General features: G+C 72.8%; 14 protein-coding genes and 1 pseudogene. 9 read left to right on the top strand and 6 right to left on the bottom strand.

The features are described from left to right. Positions 1–305: 305 nt before the first annotated feature. A complete protein-coding gene (locus ACFYXA_RS09695) occupies positions 306–1,244 on the bottom strand; it encodes a class I SAM-dependent methyltransferase (RefSeq protein WP_389030252.1) in 939 nt (312 codons plus the stop codon). Between the two features lie 135 nt (positions 1,245–1,379). Further along, complete coding sequence (locus ACFYXA_RS09690) at positions 1,380–2,594, bottom strand: globin domain-containing protein (RefSeq protein ID WP_389030249.1); 1,215 nt, start codon at positions 2,592–2,594, stop codon at positions 1,380–1,382. A 302-nt stretch (positions 2,595–2,896) separates the two neighbouring features. On the opposite strand from ACFYXA_RS09690, the gene ACFYXA_RS09685 reads away from it, so the two are divergent. Beyond that, entirely contained in the window at positions 2,897–3,589 is a 693-nt protein-coding gene (locus tag ACFYXA_RS09685; RefSeq protein ID WP_389030246.1) for a response regulator, read from the top strand. A 3-nt stretch (positions 3,590–3,592) separates the two neighbouring features. After that, positions 3,593–3,751, top strand: a pseudogene (locus ACFYXA_RS09680) (hemin transporter); the annotation flags it as partial. A gap of 142 nt (positions 3,752–3,893) precedes the next feature. Here the strand turns inward: ACFYXA_RS09680 and ACFYXA_RS09675 are convergent. The 3 genes from ACFYXA_RS09675 to ACFYXA_RS09665 all read right to left on the bottom strand — a co-directional run bounded on the left by ACFYXA_RS09675 (position 3,894) and on the right by ACFYXA_RS09665 (position 6,915). Beyond that, a complete protein-coding gene (locus tag ACFYXA_RS09675) occupies positions 3,894–4,316 on the bottom strand; it encodes a pyridoxamine 5'-phosphate oxidase family protein (protein ID WP_352247427.1) in 423 nt (140 codons plus the stop codon). 158 nt (positions 4,317–4,474) lie between these two features. Continuing rightward, on the bottom strand, positions 4,475–6,214 hold the full coding sequence (locus ACFYXA_RS09670; RefSeq protein WP_389030242.1) for a GAF domain-containing protein: 1,740 nt from the start codon (positions 6,212–6,214) through the stop codon (positions 4,475–4,477). Positions 6,215–6,420: 206 nt separating this feature from the next. Continuing rightward, a complete protein-coding gene (locus ACFYXA_RS09665) occupies positions 6,421–6,915 on the bottom strand; it encodes a PaaI family thioesterase (RefSeq protein ID WP_352247429.1) in 495 nt (164 codons plus the stop codon). Positions 6,916–7,005: 90 nt separating this feature from the next. Here ACFYXA_RS09665 and ACFYXA_RS09660 point away from each other — a divergent pair, with 90 nt between their 5' ends. The 6 genes from ACFYXA_RS09660 to ACFYXA_RS09635 all read left to right on the top strand — a co-directional run bounded on the left by ACFYXA_RS09660 (position 7,006) and on the right by ACFYXA_RS09635 (position 16,901). Continuing rightward, entirely contained in the window at positions 7,006–7,473 is a 468-nt protein-coding gene (locus tag ACFYXA_RS09660) for a helix-turn-helix domain-containing protein (protein WP_352247430.1), read from the top strand. 255 nt (positions 7,474–7,728) lie between these two features. Then, entirely contained in the window at positions 7,729–8,481 is a 753-nt protein-coding gene (locus tag ACFYXA_RS09655; protein ID WP_389030238.1) for a 3-oxoacyl-ACP reductase family protein, read from the top strand. Positions 8,482–8,858: 377 nt separating this feature from the next. Further along, positions 8,859–9,620 carry a metallophosphoesterase family protein gene (locus tag ACFYXA_RS09650; protein WP_389030235.1) on the top strand — a complete coding sequence of 254 codons (762 nt, stop codon included), beginning with the start codon at positions 8,859–8,861 and terminating at the stop codon, positions 9,618–9,620. Positions 9,621–9,814: 194 nt separating this feature from the next. Beyond that, a complete protein-coding gene (locus tag ACFYXA_RS09645; RefSeq protein ID WP_389030232.1) occupies positions 9,815–13,057 on the top strand; it encodes an FtsX-like permease family protein in 3,243 nt (1,080 codons plus the stop codon). After that, positions 13,054–15,858 (top strand): FtsX-like permease family protein, encoded by a 2,805-nt coding sequence (locus ACFYXA_RS09640; RefSeq protein WP_389030229.1) that lies wholly within the window; start codon positions 13,054–13,056, stop codon positions 15,856–15,858. The genes ACFYXA_RS09645 and ACFYXA_RS09640 overlap by 4 nt, the downstream gene beginning before the upstream one ends. A gap of 74 nt (positions 15,859–15,932) precedes the next feature. After that, positions 15,933–16,901 carry an ATP-binding cassette domain-containing protein gene (locus tag ACFYXA_RS09635; protein WP_389030226.1) on the top strand — a complete coding sequence of 323 codons (969 nt, stop codon included), beginning with the start codon at positions 15,933–15,935 and terminating at the stop codon, positions 16,899–16,901. A 15-nt stretch (positions 16,902–16,916) separates the two neighbouring features. On the opposite strand, the gene ACFYXA_RS09630 is transcribed toward ACFYXA_RS09635, so the two are convergent. Then, positions 16,917–17,609 carry an ABC transporter ATP-binding protein gene (locus tag ACFYXA_RS09630; RefSeq protein WP_352248808.1) on the bottom strand — a complete coding sequence of 231 codons (693 nt, stop codon included), beginning with the start codon at positions 17,607–17,609 and terminating at the stop codon, positions 16,917–16,919. Positions 17,610–17,957: 348 nt separating this feature from the next. Here ACFYXA_RS09630 and ACFYXA_RS09625 point away from each other — a divergent pair, with 348 nt between their 5' ends. Beyond that, positions 17,958–19,865, top strand: a complete 1,908-nt coding sequence (locus ACFYXA_RS09625; RefSeq protein ID WP_389030222.1) for an ABC transporter ATP-binding protein — start codon at positions 17,958–17,960, stop codon at positions 19,863–19,865. The last annotated feature ends 60 nt before the right edge of the window (positions 19,866–19,925 follow it).

Genomic DNA, 19,925 nt, shown 5'->3' with positions numbered 1-19,925 from the left:
GGGGGCGTCTCCTCGGGTTCGTTCGACGACGACACCCTCGGCGATGACCAACGCCCTTTGTAGTCACCAGAATTCGCCTCTTGACAGCGCCGCCCCCGCTCCCGGCCGTTCCCGGTCACGAGATCCCGTGACAACGGAGGGCGCCACCGGCGCGTCACTGTCGTTGCGACCGCGCCCAGGTCGGGTCGATTCCCCGGCCGGCCGCGGCGAGGTTTGCCGAGATTTCACGCTCTGCACAAAACACCACGGCCGCAGTGCGCTGTGCACTGCGGCCGTGGGATCAGCGGGCCTCGTCGCCTGATGTCTCAGCAGACTTCGAACCAGAGCGAAGCGGGGAAATGCCCCTCCCCGGCCAGGAGGCCGTCGCGATGGGGCGCCGGCCGGTAGTCCGGGAAGACCGCCCGCATCTCGTCGGGCCTTTCGTAATGCAGATGGGACATGCACGCGAGGATGCGGGCACGGCTGTTGTTCGCCAGGAAGGCCCGTACGAGCGAGGTCTCCGCCCAATGCAACACGCTGTCCAGCAGATCGCATTGATAGTCGTACGGCAGGTAGATGTCGTGAACGTGGACAATGACGCCCGGTGCGAGACGCGGGAAGACCTCCAGAACGAGGAAGTTCACGTCCGAACCGGGTTTCACCACGTGGGAAGAGTCCACGAACAGCACATCACCTGCGGTCAGGGAGGTGAACGCCGTCAGGTCCACCGTCTGGACCGGTACGCGGTGCAGCTGAACGCGGGCGTCCCGGGACAGCCAGTCGCGAGGGTACGGCTCGATGCAGGTGACCGTCCCCGGACGACCTTCCTCGGCGTTGCGGGTGAGTGCCTGCAGAGCGATATGCGTGGAGACACCGCTGCCCACTTCGAGGTACCGGCCCGGGGACAGCGAGCGCAGGATGCCGTGCAGGGCCTGCGCCTCGATATAGCCGTATCCCGGACCGAGGTCGCCCGACTTCTCGAACACCTTGTTCCCGCGGTATTCATCGAGGAACGGCTTGCACGCCTTCTCGAGCCAGGCCATCTGTTCATCGAGATCGATGTGCAGACCTGGAAGACTGGAAGGGCGACGCCACACCTCACGGGTTTCCGCCAGACCGCGCAGGTCCGGTGCGGAGGAATAGTAATGGCGTGGCGCGACAAGAATTCCCAGCCGGGAGAAGGCTCTGTTCATGACGACCGCCTGGCGCTTGGCGGCGCGTTTGATCTGCTGTCGAACGCTCACGGAAGTCTGGCTGTTCCCCATGGGCGTCAAACTAAGCGATGCGGCATTCGGCAACCCCGGACACGCCGATGTCCGATCAGGTGATTAGTGCGCCTTCGGTCGGCCGAGGGGGGCCATGGGCCGGTGGCCTCACAACGCCCCCCTTCAAGACGTCGTTCAGGCCGCGGTGTCCGGCAGCCAGAGGTCGGGGCCGAAGACCTCGTAGCGGATGCGGCGGGACGGCACCCCGAGGTGCAGCAGTCGGGCGCGGATGTCGCGCATGAACGGCAGCGGGCCGCAGAGGAACACCGTCGCGCCGTCGGGGAGTTCGACGTCGTCGAGGTTCATGAGGCCTTCGCGGGCATCTCGTTGCTCCTGTCCGGGCCGCTCGTACCAGAAGACGGCACGCGCACCCGGAAGCCGGTCCACCAGTGCCTGCGTCTCGGTCCGCAGCGCGTGGTCGGCGGGGGAGCGGTCGGCGTGCAGGACCAGCACAGGGCGGGTCGAGCCGAGGGCGGCGAGGTGGGCCAGGATGCTGGTCATGGGGGTGCCGCCGATGCCCGCGGAGACCAGGACGACCGGGGTGGCGGCGTCGGCGGGGTCGTCGAGGAAGACGTCACCGAAGGGCGCGGAGAGCGTCAGTTCGTCTCCCTCCCTGACCTGCTCGTGCAGCGTGCCGGAGACCTCGCCGTCCGGGGCGCCGTCCGTGCCGGCGACCCGCTTGACGGTGATGCGCCGCAGGTCCTCGCCGGGGTCGGAGGACAGGCTGTACTGGCGCAGCTGGTGGACGCCGTCGGCCATCGGCACCCGTACGCTCACGTACTGTCCCGCGCGTGCCTTGGGGGCCGGCCGCCCGTCGGCCGGGCGCACGACGAACGACACCACGTCCGGGGTCTCGCGGCGGCGCTCGACGACCGTCCACTGCCGCCAGACCCGGCCCGGTTCGACGCCCGCGTCCTGGTAGAGACGGGCCTCCCGGCCGATCAGAGCGCCGGCCATCAGCCAGTACACCTCGTCCCAGGCGGCCGCCACCTCCGGGGTCACCGCGTCGCTGAGGACCTCCACTATCGCCCCGAACAGGTACTTGTGGACGATCGTGTACTGGTCCTCGGTGACCCCGACGGCGGCGTGCTTGTGCGCGATCCGGTCCAGCAGCGCATCGGGACGGGCGTCCGGATCAGCCAGCAGCGCGGTGGCGAACCCGGCGATCGAGCCTGCCAGCGCGCGTCGCTGCGCACCGCTGGCCTGGTTGCCCCGGTTGAACATGCCGTCGAGCAACTCCGGCCGGTCGCGGAACATCGCGCCGTAGAAACGCGCGGTGATCTCGTCGAGCGCACCGGCGACAGCCGGCAGGGTGGCACGGACCACTGCGGCGGATTCTGCGGACAGCATGGAGCCTCCCGGACAGGGGGTGGGGGGAACGAAGCCGCGTCGTGTCGGGCGGCATCACCTGTTTAGCAGGCGGCCGACCGTGTTTCGGCGCTGTTTCGCGGCCCTGGCCGAAGAGGGGCCGAACGGCCCCATCGATCGAGGGCCATCGGCCCCACTCCACGAGGCAGTAGGGCCGAACGGCCCTGGCCCCGCGGCCCGGGATCACGGAAGATCTGTTACAGGCAAGGACCGGGTTACGCTCAGTGAGCCACGGCCGGTGCGGGACTTCAGACAGCGCGGGAACACAGAACAAGGAGCATCCGATGGCGGACGGCGAGCGGCCCGGCCCCGACAATCCGATCCGGGTCTTCCTGCTGGACGACCACGAGGTGGTACGGCGCGGGGTGCACGACCTGCTGAACGACGAACCGGACATCACCGTCGTCGGCGAGGCCGCCAACGTCGAGCAGGCCCTGGCACGCGTGCCCGCACTGCGCCCGCAGGTGGCGGTGCTCGACGTGCGGCTGCCCGACGGCGACGGCGTGACCGTGTGCCGCGAGCTGCGCTCACAGATGCCGGAGCTGGCCTGCCTGATGCTGACCTCGTTCGACGACGAGGAGGCCCTGCTGGACTCGATCATGGCGGGTGCGTCCGGCTATGTGCTGAAGCAGATCCAGGGGACGGACCTGGTGTCGGCCGTGCGCACGGTGGCCGCGGGCCAGTCCCTGCTCGACCCCAGCGCAACCGCCAAGCTGATGGCCCGGCTGCGTCAGGGCCCGGAACCGGAACCCGAGGCCGACGCCTTGCCGGGCCTGACCGACCGGGAGCGTGAGATCCTCGCGCTGATCGGCGAGGGGTTGACCAACCGTCAGATCGGCCAGCGGCTCTACCTCGCGGAGAAGACGGTGAAGAACCACATCTCCCGGCTGCTGGCCAAGCTCGGCGTCGAGCGGCGCATCCAGGCCGCCGTCATCGCCACCCAGGCCAAGGACCGGCTCAAGCAGCAAGGCCACTGACGCGAGCACCTCGCCGCCGGCGGCGCCACGCGCCCGGTGACGGTGCTGCACGCGGACCGCTCCCCGGCCGACCACGCCCTGCGTGCGGACACCCGCCGACTCGTCGATGAACTCCTGCACGCGCGGGCGCAGTTCTGGTACGAACAGGACGCCGTCGGCGAATAAGGCGCCCGCAGCGGCCTGATAAACCTATCTTCGGCCCGGACCTGTGGCTGGCCCACACGGAGAGCTGAACTGCCCGTGCCGGCGGTGAGCGTGAGCGGAGTGGGCGGTGCGCCGGCCGGCTGCGTCCGCCGACTGAGCCTCACTGCGTGGCGAGCGCCCCGTTGAGTTCGCGTCCGGTGACCAGCTCCGACTCGATCCGTACGAACACCCCGTCCTGCAGCGGCATCCAGGACCCGGGGCCCGTCTGCGACAGCCGCTCGTGTTCGGCGGGATCGGTCACGACCGTGGCCCGTCCGGTGACGACCACGCTCCACCCGGACCGGGTCGCCGCATGGAACTCGTCCGCCTCGAAGGCGACCACGACGCCGTCGATGGCGTGCAGGAGGTCCGAGGCCGACGAGGTGCGCAGCACGACCGACGCGTCCGAGTCCAGGGAGAAGTTGACGGGGAGGACCGCGGGCAGCGCCTGCCGGGTGTACACCACGCGGCCGACCGGCGCCTGAGCGAGCATGCGCAGGCACTCCTGCCGGTCGAGCGGGCGAAAGCCGTCTGTCTGGAACATCGCTCCAGCGTCCCCCGCGGGCGCCGCCCGGGGTAGGGCCGACCGGCCCCAATAAGGCAGCGATACGACCGCCGCTGCCGGACAGGCATCACGCGGCCGGGGACACGGAGTCCGCGCCGCAGCCGGAGGCGGCGAGCGCAAGCCCGCCGACGAGCGGCTCAGCCCTCGGTCGGCGCGGGGAGGGGCACGGTCCATTCGACGACGGTGCCGGCGGGGTCGTTCGGTGTGACGGTGAGGCTGCCGTCCAGGTCGGCGGCGCGTCGGCGGAGGTTGTCCAGGCCGCTGCGGCGGGTGACGGAGGGGTCGATGCCCGTGCCGTTGTCGGCGACGCGCAGTCGAAGCCGGCGGCTGTCGGTCTCGACGGTGACCTCGACGGCGGTGGCGTGCGCGTGCCGGGCGGCGTTGGAGAGCGTCTCGCGCACCACGGCGAGCACATGCTCGGAGTGACCGGCGGGCACGACGGTGTCCAGCAGCCCCGTCATACGCAGGGCGGGGGTGAATCCGAGCACGGCGGCGGCCCGGTCGGTCTCGGCGAGCAGCTTCGCGCGCAGGCCCCCGCGCCCGTCGGCGCGATCACGCTCGCGCAGGGCGTAGATCGTGCCGCGGATGGTCTTGATCGTGTCGTCGAGGTCTTCCACGACCCGCTGGACCCGCTCGGCCACCTGGGGCCGGTCGGAGACCCGGCCGAGGACGGAGTTCAGGGTCAGCCCCGACGCGAACAGCCGCTGGATGGCCAGGTCGTGCAGGTCACGCGCGATGCGGTCGCGGTCCGTGAGGACCATCAGGTGCTCGGCCTCACGCCGGTGCTCGGCGATCTCCAGCGCGAGCGCGGCCTGGTCGGCGAAGCCGCTGACCATCGCCATGGTGGCTTCGGTGAACTCCGTACCGCCGGGCAGGTCGGCGACCTGAAGGACACCGCGCACGTGCTCGCCGCCGCCCAGCGGGAGCAGGAAGCCCGGCCCCAGCGGGACCTGCGCCGCCGAGCCGCCCCCGGCCTGCGGCTCGTCGGACAGCGCGCCGCTGACGATCCGTACGTTGGAGCGGTACACCTTCGCGGCCAGTGTGGCGGCGGGCAGGACCAGCCCGTGCACCTGCCCGGCGCCCTTGCCGTCGGCGGCCTCGATCACCAGCTCCTCGCCGCCCTCGAGCGGTACGGCGAGCGTCACCAGATCGGCGCCGGACAGCGTCCTGACGGTCGCGGCGATCTGGTGCAGCACCTGGTCCGGGTCGGCGCCCGAGAGCAGGCTGCGGCTCAGGTCGCTGCTGGCCGCGAGCCACTGTTCCCTGCGCCGGGTGTCCTCGTACAGACGGGCGTTGTCGATCGCGACGCCGGCCGCGGCCGCGAGCGTGCGCAGGACCGCCTCGTCCTCGTCGTCGAACTCCGCCCCGCCGCGCTTGTCGGTCAGGTACAGGTTGCCGAAGACCTGTTCGCGGACGCGGACCGGCGCCCCGAGGAACGTGGTCATCGGCGGGTGTCCCGCCGGGAAGCCCACCGAGTCGGGGTGGCCGCCCAGATCGGCCAGGCGCAGCGGCTCCGGCTTGCGGATCAGCAGGCCGAGGATGCCCTGGCCTTCGGGGTAGTGGCCGATGCCGCGGACGGTGTCCTCGTCCATCCCGACCGTGATGAACTGCCGGATCCTCCCCTCCTCGCCGAGCACGGCCAGGGCCCCGTAGCGGGCGTCCACGAGGGTCACGGCGGATTCGGTGATCCGGCGCAGGACCACGTCGAGGTCGAGATCGGAGCCGATGGCGAGGACCGCGTCCAGCAGCGTGTGCACCCGGTCCCGCGTCGCACGGACCTGGGCGATCTGCGCCTGAAGCCCCTCCAGCAACTCGTCCAGCCGCAGCTGGGGCGCTGCCGGGCCCTCGTTGCGCCCGCGTGCAGGACTCTCCGTCATCCCCGCTCCCTCCGGAAAAGGTGCCGCCGGCACCCTCTCATCATGCCAACCGCGGGTGGCATCGGAGCGCACGTGCTGCCCGCGGCCCTCCTCGGCAGCCAAGATCCCAGGACCTGGTGGCCCGCTGCCGAGCTGGGCGGGACACCCGCGCGGGGCCCGCGGGTCCGGGTGGGACGGCCGCGGCATGCCTCGGCTCGCGCGGGCGGTCAGCGGGCCGGTACGGGGAAGAGCATGCAGCTGCTGGTGGCGTGGGCGAGCAGGCGGTCCTCGGAGTCGCGCAGTTCGGCCTGGGCGAGGGCGGTGCGGCGACCGCTGTTGAGGACGGTGCCGATGGCGCGGACCTTGCCGGTGTCGACTGTGATCGGACGCAGGAACTTCAGGGTCAGATCGATGGAGGTGTAGCCCATGCCCCGGGGCAGCACGGACTGCACCGCGCAGCCCGCGGCCGAGTCGAGGAGGGTGGCGTATACGCCGCCGTGGACGCTGCCGATCGGGTTGTAGTGCTCCTCGCCCGGCACCAGCGCGAAGACCGCCCGGCCGTGCTCGGCCTCCTCCAGGCTGAAGCCCAGGGTCGCGGCGACGGGCGGCGCGGGGAGGCGCCCGGCGAGCATCTCGTGCAGGAATTCGAGACCGCTGTGATGACCCACCGCGCCGGCGGAGATGGCCGGGTCTTCCCAATCGAACGTGCGTGACCTGCCCATTCCCACTCCCTGGCGCATCTGGCTTCTTTCGGCGAAGTTAGCCGGGCCGTCATCTGGCTGTCAATCGTGAAGTCAGCCTAGGATGGGCGCATGAGGTGGCTGGAGACGAGCACGGAGAACTGCACCGTGCATCGGACACTGGACCTGGTCGGCGAGAAGTGGTCGTTGCTGCTGCTCCGGGACGCCATGAACGGCGTCCGGCGTTTCGACGACTTCCGGCGGCACGTGGGGCTGTCCGAGGCCGTGCTGGCGGACCGGCTGCGCAAGCTGGTGGCCGCCGGGATCCTGGAGACCGTCGCCTACCGCGAGCCGGGCAGCCGTACCCGCAACGAGTATCGGCTCACGCGCAAGGGCTGGGACCTGTGGCCCGCGATGATCGCCCTCAAGCAGTGGGGCGACCAGTACACGGCGGACTCGGAGGGCCCGCCGTTGGAGGTTCACCACGCTGACTGCGGCGAAACTCTGCGAGCGGTGGTCGTCTGCGGGCAGGACCACGGACCGCTGACCCCTCCGGAGGCCCACACCCGCCCCGGCCCCTCGGCACGGCTCCTCGACTGACAGACCGGAGACCGCTCCCCAAGCCGGAGTTGAGCACCGGCGCCGGTCTCGGCCGTTTCTGCGGCCCTTCGCAACTCCGCCTACCACGCGGCGGTGTGGACTTGGGGGCGCGGGTCGAATGGCCACGGCGACCCGTTCCCGTCCTGCCTCGTCGCGTGACTCCGGTCCCGGTTCGACTCCAGTCACCTTCGTGCGGCCTCCTGGAGGCAGAACGCCAGGTCTGATTACCGCCAGCCCCCGGTCGCGGTTCCGACCATGCTCGACGTCATGAATCGACTTGAAGGAAACCTTGCCTTCGTCACGGGCGGCAGCCGTGGCATCGGTGCCGCTGTGGCGTTACGGCTGGCCGAAGAAGGCGCCGACGTCGTCCTGACCTATGAGAACAGCGTGGAACGCGCCACCCAGGTGGTGGAGCAGATCAAGGCCAGGGGGCGCAGGGCACTGGCCGTCCAGGCCGACAGCGCCATCCCTGAGGCACTCACCGCCGCGGTGGACGAGGCCGTCGCCACGTTCGGCAGACTCGACATCCTGGTCAACAACGCCGGCGTGTTCCTCGTCGGCCCACTCGACGATCTGGGCCCGGCGGAGATCGAGCGGACCCTGGCAGTCAACGTCCGGGCGCCGTTCGCGGCGTCCCAGGCGGCAGCGCGTCACATGGGCCGGAGCGGCCGCATCATCAGCATCGGCAGCAATGTCGCCGAGCGTGCGGTCTTCCCCGGACTGGCGCTGTACTCGATGAGCAAGACGGCTCTGGTCGGGATGACGAAGGGCCTGGCCCGCGAACTCGGTCCGCGTGGAATCACCGTCAACCTGGTGCATCCCGGCCCCACCGACACCGATGCCAACCCCGCTGACGGGCCGAACGCCGAGGCGATCGCCGGCTTCACGGCTGTGGGCCGCTACGCGGAAGCGGCCGAGATCGCGGCCACCGTCGCCCACCTGGCAAGTGCGGACGGCGCGTACATCACCGGAGCCTCGATCCACGTCGACGGCGGCTTCACGGCCTGACACGCGAGCCCGACCTCGCCACCACGCTGAGGGTCCGGCCCGGCGGCCCCCGATGATCACGCTGCGGCCGTCCCTCTTGTGGATCCGGAAGACGTCGTAGCGCGGACGGCTCCGGCGCGGCCGCAGGGCACGAGCCGAGCGGGCCGCGCGCAGGCAATCATTGCGCTGGTGCATGGAGACCCGCCCGCCTTTCCCCGCCTCTGCCCGAGCCGGCCGATGAGCCCCGGCACTCTGCGCTACGCGCTGCGCGCTGCGGGAACTCGGCGTCGCGGCCGAGAGGGTCCTCCCGGCGACCACACACGCTGAACGGCCCCCTCGAACCACGCGTCCGACGAAAGTTCGCACCACTCGGCTGCCTTCGCCCCACAGTGGTGACCATGCTGAACCGAGTAGCCGTTCTGTCCGACATCCACGGAGTCCTGCCGGCCTTGGAGGCGGTGCTCGCCGAACCGGACGTCAGCGCCGCCGACCACATCGTGCTCACCGGCGACATCGCCGCCGGCCCGCAACCGGCCCGGGTCCTCGACCTGCTGACCAGCCTCGGCGAGCGCGTCGTCTGGATCAGTGGCAACGCCGACCGGGAACTCCTGGAATACCGCCGGGGGCAACGCGACACGATCCCCGATCCGATCGCCCCCTGGGCGGCCGCACAGCTCCGTGAGGACCATCTGGACCTTCTCGCCTCGCTTCCACGATCACTCTCCCTGTCCGTGAACGGCCTGGGAAAGGTGCTGTTCTGCCATGCCACCCCTCGCGACGACGAGGAGGTCGTCCTGGTCGACTCCCGCCTCGACCGCTGGGAGGAAGTCTTCGACGGACTCGATGCCGACGTTCGCACCGTCGTCTGCGGCCACACCCACATGCCGTTCGTCCGCCTCGCCCACGGCCGACTCGTCATCAACCCCGGCAGCGTCGGCATGCCCTACGGGCGAACCGGAGCGCACTGGGCCCTCCTGGGCCCGGGCGTCGAACTGCGCACCACGCAGTTCGACCTCCGAGCCGCAGCCACCCAGCTCGGCCAGGACTCGTCCTACCCCGACATCACCGAATGGGCCGACTACTTCCTGCACGCTCGCGCGACCGACGCCGACGCCCTCGCCGCCTTCGCCCCGCGGGACGGGCGCGACCACAGCCCGTGACACTCGCTCGCCCTTCACGGCAGCGGGGAGCCGAGCACCGACCGCACGATCAGCAATGTCTACCGATCACTGCCCCGAAGTGACCAAAGTCGGTCCTAGAATGCCCACTTGCAGTCGCACGCCGCCGGCGCCCGTCGCGTTTTGGTTCGTGTGGTTGGAAACCGGGGGGTCTGGTGGGGGAACGAGTGGCGCCTGTGGGCGTTTTACGGTTCGTCGTGCTGCGGGCGTGGGCTTACCGCGCGCTTCTCGGCGCCGTGTTACTGACCGTGCTGCTGACCACGGTCGTGCTCGCCGCGCTCACCGCCTACTCGGGTGCGATAGGCGACGCGGCGCTGCGGCGGTCGCTCGCTGAGCAACGTACCGCCGCCGAGGCCGCGTTGGTGGTCAAGGCCGACGTTTCGGCCGGTGAGCGGCGAGCCGCCGACGACGCCGTGCGGGCGGGGGCCCGTACCGTCTTCGCCGGACTGCCCGTGCGGGTGCTCACCCTGCTGCGGTCAGGGCCCTACGCCCTGCCGCTCGCGCTGCGGCCGGCCGCCGAGCGGAGCGAGAACCCGGACCTCACCTTCTTCGCGGCCCTGGACCGCACGCAGGTGCGGACCGTCGCCGGAAGGCTGCCCGCCGAGGCGGCGACCGGCGGGCCCGTCGAGGCCGCACTGCCGCAGAGCGCCGCCCAGCGGCTCGGGGTGGCGCCCGGCGCCCGGCTGACCGTCACCGACCAGCTGGGCGGCCCGGCGGTGCGCGTCCTGATCACCGGCGTGTACCGGCCGGTGGATCTCCGGGCGCCCTACTGGCAGTTGGACGACCTGGGCGGCCGTGGCGTGCAGGCGTCGAGCTTCACGACGTACGGCCCCCTGCTCACCGCCGCGAGCGTGCCGACGTCGGGCCGGGTGAGCGTCGGCGCGTCCGGCTGGCTGGCCTCGGCCGACTACTCCTCGCTGACGGCGCAGCGGATCGGCGCGCTGCGCGAGGCCGCCCGCTCGGGGAGCGCCGAGCTGCGCAAGCGCCCGGCGCTCGGCAGCGCCACCAAAGCGGACACCGCCTTGCCCGCGGTCCTCGACCGGGTCGAACGCTCCCTGCTCGTCACGCGGGCCGGCATGCTGATCGTCGCCGCTCAGCTCGCCCTGCTCGCCGCCTGCGCCCTGTTGCTCGTCGCACGGCTGCTCAACTCCGAGCGCACCGCCGAGACCCGGCTGCTGCGTGCGCGCGGCGCCACCCGGGCACGCCTGGCGGGCCTGGCCGCCCTGGAGGCCCTGCTGATCTCCGCGCCGGCGGTGCTGGTGGCGCCGCTGCTGTCGGGGCCGTTGACGCGGCTGCTGGCCGGCCAGGGGGCGCTGGGCAGGGCCGGGGTGCGCGTCGACGTGCCGGCCGGCGGCCGGCCCGAGGTGTGGGCGGTCGCCGCGGGCGTGGCCGCGCTGTGCGCGCTGGCGGTGGCCGTCCCGGCGTGGCGGGCGTCCTCCGCGGACACCGCCGCGGTACGGGCGGGGGCACTGCCCGCGTCGCTGCGCGCCGGGGCGGACGTCGGGCTGCTCGCCGTGGCCGGTGTCGCTCTCTGGCTGCTCGGCAGCCGGCGCTCGGGTGCGGTCACCGCCGACCGCGAGGGGGTCCTCGGCGTCGACCCGCTGCTGGTGGTGGCGCCCGCTCTGGTGCTGCTCGCCGGGACGGTCCTGGTGCTGCGGCTGCTGCCCCTGCTGGCGCGGGCCGGCGAGCGCCTCGTGACCCGCGACCGCGGACTGACCGCGGCCATGGTCGGCTGGCAGTTCAGCCGCCGGCCGATGCGGGGAGCGGGCCCGGTGCTCCTCCTGGTCATCTCCGTGGCGCTCGGCGTGGTGGCGGTCGGCCAGGACGCGTCCTGGCGCCGCTCCCAGGCCGACCAGGCCGACTTCCGCGCGGGCGCCGAGGTGCGCGTGCTGACCGCCGGGGGCGGCGAGGTGGGCCGTACGGACGTCTACGCGGGCCTCCCGCACGTGGACGCGGTCGCCCCCGCGGTCCGCGGCACGGTGGCGCTGTCCGGCAGCCGCACCGCGACCGTCGTGGCCCTCAACACGACGGAAGCCGCCCAACTCAGCTTGTTGCGGCGCGACCTGACGGACAGTCTGCTGTTCGCAGGCCTCGCGCCGCGCGCAGCGCCGGCAGGCGTCGGGATACCGGAGGGCACCACCCGGCTCACCCTGACCGCCGCCCTGCACAGCAGCGGGCCGGGCCCGGAGGCGGACGCCACGCTCACCGTGCGGGACCGCCACGGAACGTCCTATGAGGTGCCGTCCGGCCGCCTCCCCGCCGACGGCCGCCCGCACCCGCTGACCCCCGATCTCAACGGCGCCCGGGGCCCGTTGGCGCTGACCGGCCTCGAACTGAGCATGGCGCAGCCGACCAGCCGGCCCCAGCGGCACCGCCTGGTCCTCGGCGCGCTCACGGCGACCGCGGCCGACGGCGCCGTTCGGCGGTTGGCCTTGCCGGCGAAGTGGACGACCGAGATCGAGGCCGACCCGGCCGCCGCCGCACCCGAAGACACCGCCAGGCCCACCCGCCCCCGCCTCGCGTCGACGGCACCCCTCACCCTGACGTACAGCACCGGCTACGTGCTGTCCGACTTCGCGGCGCTCGCCCTGCCGATGGAGGTCCGGCTCAAGGTCGCCCAGCCCGCGGCGCCCGAGATCCTCGCCGTCGCCACCGACCGGTACCTCACCGCCTCCGGCGCGCGCGAAGGGCAGCGCGTCGAGGTGGCGTTCGACGGCCGTTCCGTGCCCGTACGCATCGTCCGCACCGCGAGCGCCCTGCCGACGACGGAGGCCACCGCGCAGCACGGCGGGGCCCTGCTCGTCGATCTGCGGGCCGTCGACCGGGTCCTGCAGGCCCGCTATGGCGCCGGCCTCGCGCCCACGGAGTGGTGGCTGGGCACGGCCGCGCCCGCTGCCACCGCGGCGGCCGCGCGCGCCCTGCCCGACGTCGAGCCGGAACAGGTGATGGTGCGCGACGAGATCGCGGCGGAGCTGCGCGACGACCCGTTCGGCGCGGCCCCCGAAGCGGCGCTGATCGCCGCGGCAGCGGTGACGGTGCTCTTCGCCGCGCTCGGCTTCGCGGTGAGCGCGGCGGGGGCGATGCGCACCCGGGACGGCGAGTTCGCCGTGCTGCGCGCCCTGGGGACCTCACGCCGCCGGCTGGCCCGGCTGGTCGCCGTGGAGCACGGCGTGCTGGTGGCCCTGGCGCTGCTGGTCGGCGCGGCCCTCGGCACGGTGCTCGCCCACGCGCTGGTCCCCCTCGTCGTCCTCACCGGGCAGGCCACCCGGCCGCTCCCACCGGTGCTGGTCGAACTCCCGCTCCCGCGTCTGACCGCCCTGCTCGCGGCCCTCGCGGCGGGCCCCGCCCTCGTGACGGCGGCCCACGCCCTTCGACGGGCGAAACCCGCGACGACCCTCAGGGACGAGGTGACGCAGTGACCACACGACCGGTACCCCCACAGGACGCGGGGACGAAGGCGAAACCCCGTCAGGACAGGGAGACGAAGACGGTACGGCAGCACACACGGGCCGGGTTGCGGACCCGGCTGAGAGCCTTCGCCGGTACGTCCGCCGCCCTCGCGCTCCTGGTGGCCGTGACCGCGGCGCTGGCAGCCGCGTACCCGCGTGCCGTCGACCGGTACGGGGACGCGGGGCTGCGCCGGGCCGTCGAACAGGCCCTGCCCGACCGGACGACCGTGCAGGTGCAGGTCCCGCTCGGCTGGATGGACACCCTCGAGGAGACGGAGGCCGCCCTGCGCCCCGGCCCGCTGACCGCGGCGCGCGCCCAGGTCCTCGCCACCGCGGAGAAGCCGCTGGTCGCCGACCTCGCGCAGTCGGCGTACGGCGTCCGCACCACCGTCCCCCTCACGGCGTCCGACACCTGGCTTCCCCGGCCCTCCGGACTGCCCGCCCACCTGGTGCTCGCCGCCCAGCAGGACCTCGCCTCCCACGCCCGGATCGGCGCGGGCCGGCTGCCGCGCACCACGGGCGCACCGGTGACCGCGCTGACCACGCGGGTCGAGGCCGCCGTCACCGAGGACACCGCCCGCAGACTCGGCATCCGGGTGGGCTCGGTGATCCACGTGGCGGGCACGGAACGCGGCCCGCTCACCGTGCAGGTCACCGGGATCGTCGTCCCGCGCGCCCCCGAGGGCGCCTACTGGTCGGCGCAGCCGGTGCTGCGCAGCCCCGCGCTGAGCCGTATGCCCGGCTTCCTGCCGACGGACGTCTACTGGCTCGGCGGCCTGCTCCTCGCCCCCGACGCCGGCCCGGCCCTCCTGGGCACCCTCGGCCGCCCGCACCGGTACTGGAACGTCGCCCCCGACGTCGCCGCCCTGCGCGGCCACGACGTCGACCGCCTGGCCTCCGCCGTGGCCGCTCTGGAGTCGGGGCCGGGAGTGCAGCGGCTGCGGGGCGTCGTGGACGAAAGCCTGGAGGCCCAGACGGATCTCGACGAGGTCCTCGTGGACCATGCCCGGCTGCGCTCGGGCATCGATCCGCTGCTGCTCCTCGCCGCCGTCGGGACCGGCAGCCTCGCCGTGATCGTCCTGGTCATGGCCGGCGACGTGGCGGCCGACCGCCGTCGCGCGGAGCTGGCCCTGCTGCGGGCCCGCGGCGCCTCACTGCCCGGCCTGGCCGTCCGGCTGCTGGCGGAGACGGCGGTGGTCGCCGTGCCGGCCGGCGCGCTCGGGCTGACGGCCGCACTGCTCGTCCTGCCCGGCGCCCGCACCGCGCCCGCCGTCGCCGCCGCTCTCGCCGTCACCCTGCTCGCCTGCGGCGCGTTTCCCCTGCGCGCCGTGGTCGCCCACCGCACGGTACGGCTGCACGACGACCGTGACGACCTCGTCGCCGCCCGGCCGTCTCGCCGTCGGACGGTGGCTGAACTGACCGTCCTGGTCATCGCGTCGGCGGCCGTCGCCGTACTGCGCCGCCAGGGATCCGGGGGCACCGCTCTGGTGGCCGCCGCACCGCTGCTGACCGGCGTCGTCGCGGCCCTGCTGCTGGCACGCCTGCACCCCCTGCCGCTGCGCGCGCTGAGCAGGGCGACCACGCGTATGCGGGGCCTGGTGGTTCCGCTGGCGCTGGCCCAGGCGGCCCGCGCCCCCGGCTTCGCCGTGCTGCCCCTGCTCGCCCTGCTGAGCGCCCTGACCACGGCCGCGTTCGGCGGCTCGGTCCTGGCAGGGGTCACGCAGGCCCGCGACCAGGCCGCGCTGCGCTACGTCGGCGCCGACGGCCGCGTCGAGAGCACCACCGGTGGACTCCCCGGAGCCCTGCCCGACCGCGTACGCAGGCTGCCCGGGGTGCGGGACATGACGGAAGCCGGCGTCATCGACGACGCGACGCCGCAGCAGAGCAGCCGGTCGGTACCGCTGGCCGGTGTCGACCCCGACGCCTACGCGCGGCTGGCGCGCCACATGGGACTGGGGCCGTTCGACGCGGCGAGCCTTCGACAGCGTGACGCCGGCACGACGGGCGGCGCAGACCGGCCCCTGCCCGCGCTGGCCTCACCGCGCGTGGCCGACGAGTACGGCACCGGCCCCTACTCCGTCCAGCTCCCGGACGGCGCCTCCGTCACCGTCCGGATCGTCGCGGTCCGGGACCGCACCCCGGCCGTGTTCGGCGACGACTTCCTGGTCGTGGACCGCGCCGGCCTTCCCCGCGAGGCGGCGCGTACGACGACCCTGCTGCTGACCGGCGACACCGTGGACGGCCGGGCGCTGCGCTCGGCGGCGAAAGGCACGGCGGCGGGAGTCTTCCTGCGCAGCGAGGAACGCTCGCGGCACGTCGACTCACCGCTGCAGTCCGGCGCGGAACGCCTCTACGGCGTCGCGGTCGCCGCGGGCGCCGGATACGCGCTCCTCGCGCTCGTGCTGACCGTGCTGCGCACCGCGCCCGAACGGGGCGCCCTGCTCGCCCGGTTGCGCACGATGGGAATGACCCGGTCCCAGGGCCGCAGGCTGCTGATCCTCACGTCCCTCCCGCAGGCCTTCCTGGCCGCGGCCGGCGGCCTGCTGACCGGCTGGGCCGCCATCCGGCTGCTGTCGCCCGGCGTCGACCTCGCGACCATCGCCCTGGCCTCCCCGTCCGCCGTCGAAGGGGCCGTGCTGCGCACCGATCCGCTCTCCCTGGCGGTTCCGTCGCTCGCCGTGCTGCTCCTGGCCGTCGGCGCGCCCGCCGCCCAGGCCTGGTGGTCCGGTCGACGCGGCTCGGTGCGCGAACTGAGGCTCGGTGACCAGTAGACAGTGAGCGCGCCCTTGAGACCGAGCCCTCGAGGGCACCGGCCCGTGCCCCTCCGACCGCCCAGGAGCAGCCGATGACCAGCAGCCCGACCTTCCACGAGCTCGCCGACCGTGCTCTCGCCGCGCGGGGCGCCGCCGCGTACGGGCATGACGCCCTGATCACCTGCGACCGGCTGGTGCGCATCTTCACCGCCGACGGTGTGGAGGTCCAGGCACTGCAAGGCCTCGACCTGCTCGTTCGCAAGGGGGAGCTCATGGCCCTGGTCGGAGCGTCCGGCAGCGGCAAGTCCACCCTCATGAACATTCTGGCCGGACTGGACAAGCCCACCGCGGGCGCGGCCCGTGTCGCCGACCACGATCTGGTCAGCATGTCCTCCAAGGAACGACTCGCCTACCGTCGCAGGACCGTCGGCTTCGTCCGGCAGCAGACCTCCCACAACCTGCTGCCCTATCTCACGGCCGCGCAGAACGTCGCCCTGCCCCTTCAGCTGGCTCGCGCCGGCGGCCGGCGTCGCACCCGGGCCGACCGCGCCATGGAACTGCTCGGCCTGCTGGACGTCGCCGCATGCCATGACCGCCGGCCGCACGAGATGTCCGGCGGCCAGCAGCAGCGGGTCGCCCTCGCCGTCGCCCTCGCCAACGATCCCGCGGTCCTGCTCGCCGACGAGCCCACCGGCGAACTCGACTCCCACACCGCCGAGCAGGTCTTCGCCGCGTTCCGCACCGCCAACGAGGAGTTGGGGACCACCATCGTCATCGTCACCCATGACCAGTCCGTCGCCGGGGAGGTCCGCCGCACGGTCGCCATCCGGGACGGCCGCACGGCCACGGAGGTCCTGCGGCACAGCGAGGTCGACTCCGCCACGGGCCAGGAGAACCTGGTCGCCCGTGAGTACGCCATGCTGGACCGGGCCGGCCGTCTCCAACTCCCCGCCGAGTACACCCGCGCCCTGGGCATGCGCGACCGTGTCGCCCTGGAACTGGAGCCCGACCACATCGCCGTCCGCCCGGACGACCCGCGCGAGGACGCGCCGGGGGAGTGACCCCGGCGGCGGGCCTCAGGACTCGGTGATCTCGCCGTCCTTCAGCTCCAGCACCCGGTCGGCGAGGTCGAGGAGCGTCGTGTCGTGGGTGGCCACGAGGGCCGTGATCTGTTCGCTGCGGACGACCGCGCGGAGCAGTTCCATCACGGAGTGGCCCGATTCCGCGTCCAACTGGCCGGTCGGCTCGTCGGCGATGAGGATCGACGGATTGTTGGCCAGCGCGCGGGCGATGGCCACGCGCTGGCGCTGCCCGCCCGACAACTCGCCCGGGCGCTGCGCGGCGTGGTCCGCGAGCCCCACGAGGGAGAGCAGCAGCTCGACGCGCTCCCGCCGCTCGCGCGGGTCCGCCCTCCGCAACCGCAGTGGCACGCCCACGTTCTCGGCGGCCGTGAGGATGGGGATGAGCCCGAACGACTGGAAGACGAAGCCGATGCGCTCCCGGCGCAGCGCGAGGAGGGCGTCCTCACCCTGGTCCCGGAGGTGCAGCCCGTCGACGGTGACGCGTCCGCTGTCCGGCTCGTCCAGACCGCCGACGATGTTGAGCAAGGTCGTCTTGCCCGAGCCCGAACGGCCCTTGAGGGCGACGAGTTCACCCCGGGGGACCTCGAAGGAGACGCCACGCAGGGCATGGACGGCGCCCGCGCCCCGCCCGTACGACTTGTGCACGTCCGCCACCTGCAGCATGGCCGCCGTCACCGCCTGGCTCATCACGCCCCCGTAAGCTCCGCTGATCCAGCAGCGCGCAAGTATCGCACCCGGCGCAACTCGCGGTAAAGCAGGAGGCGTTGGGGGGCTGCCGAACGGCACGGCAGTGACGCCGTTCGCCGGCGGCGACGAATCGGCCGCCTCTTCGGCCCCTACGCCTACCAAGCCAACTCCCCGTCCGGGCCCACGGGATGACATGTCCTGACCGTCGGTACGAAAGGCGCTCCGGTCACTCCGCCGCGTACCTGTGCGCGGCGGTGTCCGGTTGTAGCCCATCCGCGTTAAATGCCTGGACCGCCGGCCGCCCCTGACGGGACACTTCCGACTTCCGAACGGACGGACGGGAGTGTGATGGCGACCACGGACACACGAGGGACGACACCGGCCAGGAGCGCGGTCGTACTGGCCCTGCGCCGCTACTGCCGGGAACTGCTGCGGCTGCGACGGCTGGCCCTGCCCGCGCTGCTGCTGCCCTCCGTCGGCAACATCGGCATCCGGTACATCGCCCCCCTGCTGATCGCCAAACTGGCGGGACAGGCGGCCGACGAGGGTGGACTCACCCTCGCCTCGGCGATGCCCTACGTGCTGGCCTTCGGTGCGACGCTGCTGCTCGCCGAGGCGGTGTGGCGGGTCGGGCAGCACTGCCTGAACCGAGTGGACGCGCTCGGCATGGAACACCTGTATGTGAGCGGCATGGACGAACTCCTCGCCCAGGACGCCGCGTTCTTCCACGACAACTTCGCCGGCTCCCTGACCAAACGGGTGCTGAGCTTCGGCAAGCGCTTCGAGGACTTCGTCGACACGGTGACGTACCGGGTCGTCGGCAGCCTCGTCCCCCTGGCGTTCGGCGCCGTGGTGCTCTGGAGCTACGAACCGATGCTCGTCGTCGGCCTGTTCGTGATGATCGCGCTGACGGTGGTGGCCGCGACTCCGCTGATCAGGCGCCGGCAGCGGCTCGTCAACCAGCGTGAGGCCGCGCTCGCCCGGGTCTCCGGGCATGTCGCCGACAGCCTGATGAACATGGAGACCATCCGGGCGTTCGCCGCCGAACGGCGGGAGGCCGAGGAGCACCGCAGCCGCGTCGCCGACTCACGGCGTCTGACGCTGAGGTCGTGGGACTACGGCAATCTGCGGGTGGACGTGCTGATCGCCCCGATGTCCGTGCTGACCAACGTGCTGGGCCTGCTGGTCGCCATCGCCTTCGGCGGCCCGGGCCAGGGAGTGGAGGAGGTCGTCGTCGCCTTCACCTACTACTCCAACGCCACCCAGATCATGTTCGAGTTCAACCAGATCTACCGGCGTCTGGAAAGCTCGATGACCGAGGCCGCGCAGTTCACGGAACTGCTGCTGGATCCGCCCACCGTGCTGGACCCGGCGGAACCCGAACCGCTCGCGCCGCGCGACGAGGGCGTCCACTTCGAGGCGGTGACCTTCGCCCACGCGGGCGCGAAGCCGATCTTCCGCAAGCTCGACCTGGACGTGCCGGCCGGCGCGCGCATCGGCCTGGTCGGCAGGTCGGGCGGCGGGAAGACCACACTCACCCGGCTCCTGCTGCGGATGTCCGACATCGACGAGGGGCGCATCCTGATCGGCGGCCAGGACATCAGCCGCATGCGCCAGAGCGACCTGCGCTCACTGATCGCCTACGTTCCGCAGGAACCCGCCATGTTCCACCGCAGCCTGCGGGACAACATCGCCTTCGCCCGGCCCGGCGCCACCGACGAGGAGATCCTCGCCGCGGCCGAGGCCGCGCACGTCACGGAGTTCGCCGGCCAACTCCCCGACGGTTTCGACACGTTGGTGGGGGAGCGGGGCGTGAAACTCTCGGGCGGTCAGCGCCAGCGCGTCGCCCTCGCCAGGGCCATCCTGCGCGACGCGCCGATCCTGCTGCTCGACGAGGCGACCAGCGCGCTGGACTCGGAGAGCGAACTCCTCGTCCAGGACGCCCTGTGGCGGCTGATGGACGGACGGACGGCCCTCGTGGTCGCCCACCGGCTGAGCACCGTCGCCGGCATGGACCGTCTCGTCGTCCTCGACCGCGGCAGCGTCGTCGAGCAGGGCAGCCACGAGGAACTCCTCGCGGCGGACGGCGCGTACGCCAAGCTGTGGCGGCACCAGTCGGGCGGCTTCCTCGGCGAGAGCGCCGAGCCGGCCGAGGAAGCACGCCCCGCCGGCCTGCCCGGACCGTCCGACCCCGCACCGGAGGAGGCCCCCAGGACGACGGCGTCCCGAGCGGGTACGAGCACCGGGCACGTGTGACCGTGGGGGCGGATACGGGCTCGCCATGACACCGGCACTTCGGTCGAGGTCGTCCTGACC

It is taken from the genome of Streptomyces sp. NPDC002566 (assembly GCF_042889585.1).
Classification (GTDB): domain Bacteria; phylum Actinomycetota; class Actinomycetes; order Streptomycetales; family Streptomycetaceae; genus Streptomyces.
The sequence above is the reverse complement of the archived record's forward strand: the minus strand, read 5'-3'. Positions and strand labels throughout refer to the sequence as shown.

Excerpts from the sequence above, each read along its gene's own strand:
- ACFYXA_RS09635 (WP_389030226.1), top strand. The coding sequence starts at position 15,933 with ATGACCAGCAGCCCGACCTTCCACGAGCTCGCCGACCGTGCTCTCGCC.
- ACFYXA_RS09690 (WP_389030249.1), bottom strand. The coding sequence starts at position 2,594 with ATGCTGTCCGCAGAATCCGCCGCAGTGGTCCGTGCCACCCTGCCGGCT.
- ACFYXA_RS09695 (WP_389030252.1), bottom strand. The coding sequence starts at position 1,244 with ATGGGGAACAGCCAGACTTCCGTGAGCGTTCGACAGCAGATCAAACGC.
- ACFYXA_RS09625 (WP_389030222.1), top strand. The coding sequence starts at position 17,958 with ATGGCGACCACGGACACACGAGGGACGACACCGGCCAGGAGCGCGGTC.
- ACFYXA_RS09675 (WP_352247427.1), bottom strand. The coding sequence starts at position 4,316 with ATGTTCCAGACAGACGGCTTTCGCCCGCTCGACCGGCAGGAGTGCCTG.
- ACFYXA_RS09655 (WP_389030238.1), top strand. The coding sequence starts at position 7,729 with ATGCTCGACGTCATGAATCGACTTGAAGGAAACCTTGCCTTCGTCACG.
- ACFYXA_RS09685 (WP_389030246.1), top strand. The coding sequence starts at position 2,897 with ATGGCGGACGGCGAGCGGCCCGGCCCCGACAATCCGATCCGGGTCTTC.
- ACFYXA_RS09670 (WP_389030242.1), bottom strand. The coding sequence starts at position 6,214 with ATGACGGAGAGTCCTGCACGCGGGCGCAACGAGGGCCCGGCAGCGCCC.
- ACFYXA_RS09660 (WP_352247430.1), top strand. The coding sequence starts at position 7,006 with ATGAGGTGGCTGGAGACGAGCACGGAGAACTGCACCGTGCATCGGACA.
- ACFYXA_RS09650 (WP_389030235.1), top strand. The coding sequence starts at position 8,859 with ATGCTGAACCGAGTAGCCGTTCTGTCCGACATCCACGGAGTCCTGCCG.
- ACFYXA_RS09630 (WP_352248808.1), bottom strand. The coding sequence starts at position 17,609 with ATGAGCCAGGCGGTGACGGCGGCCATGCTGCAGGTGGCGGACGTGCAC.
- ACFYXA_RS09665 (WP_352247429.1), bottom strand. The coding sequence starts at position 6,915 with ATGGGCAGGTCACGCACGTTCGATTGGGAAGACCCGGCCATCTCCGCC.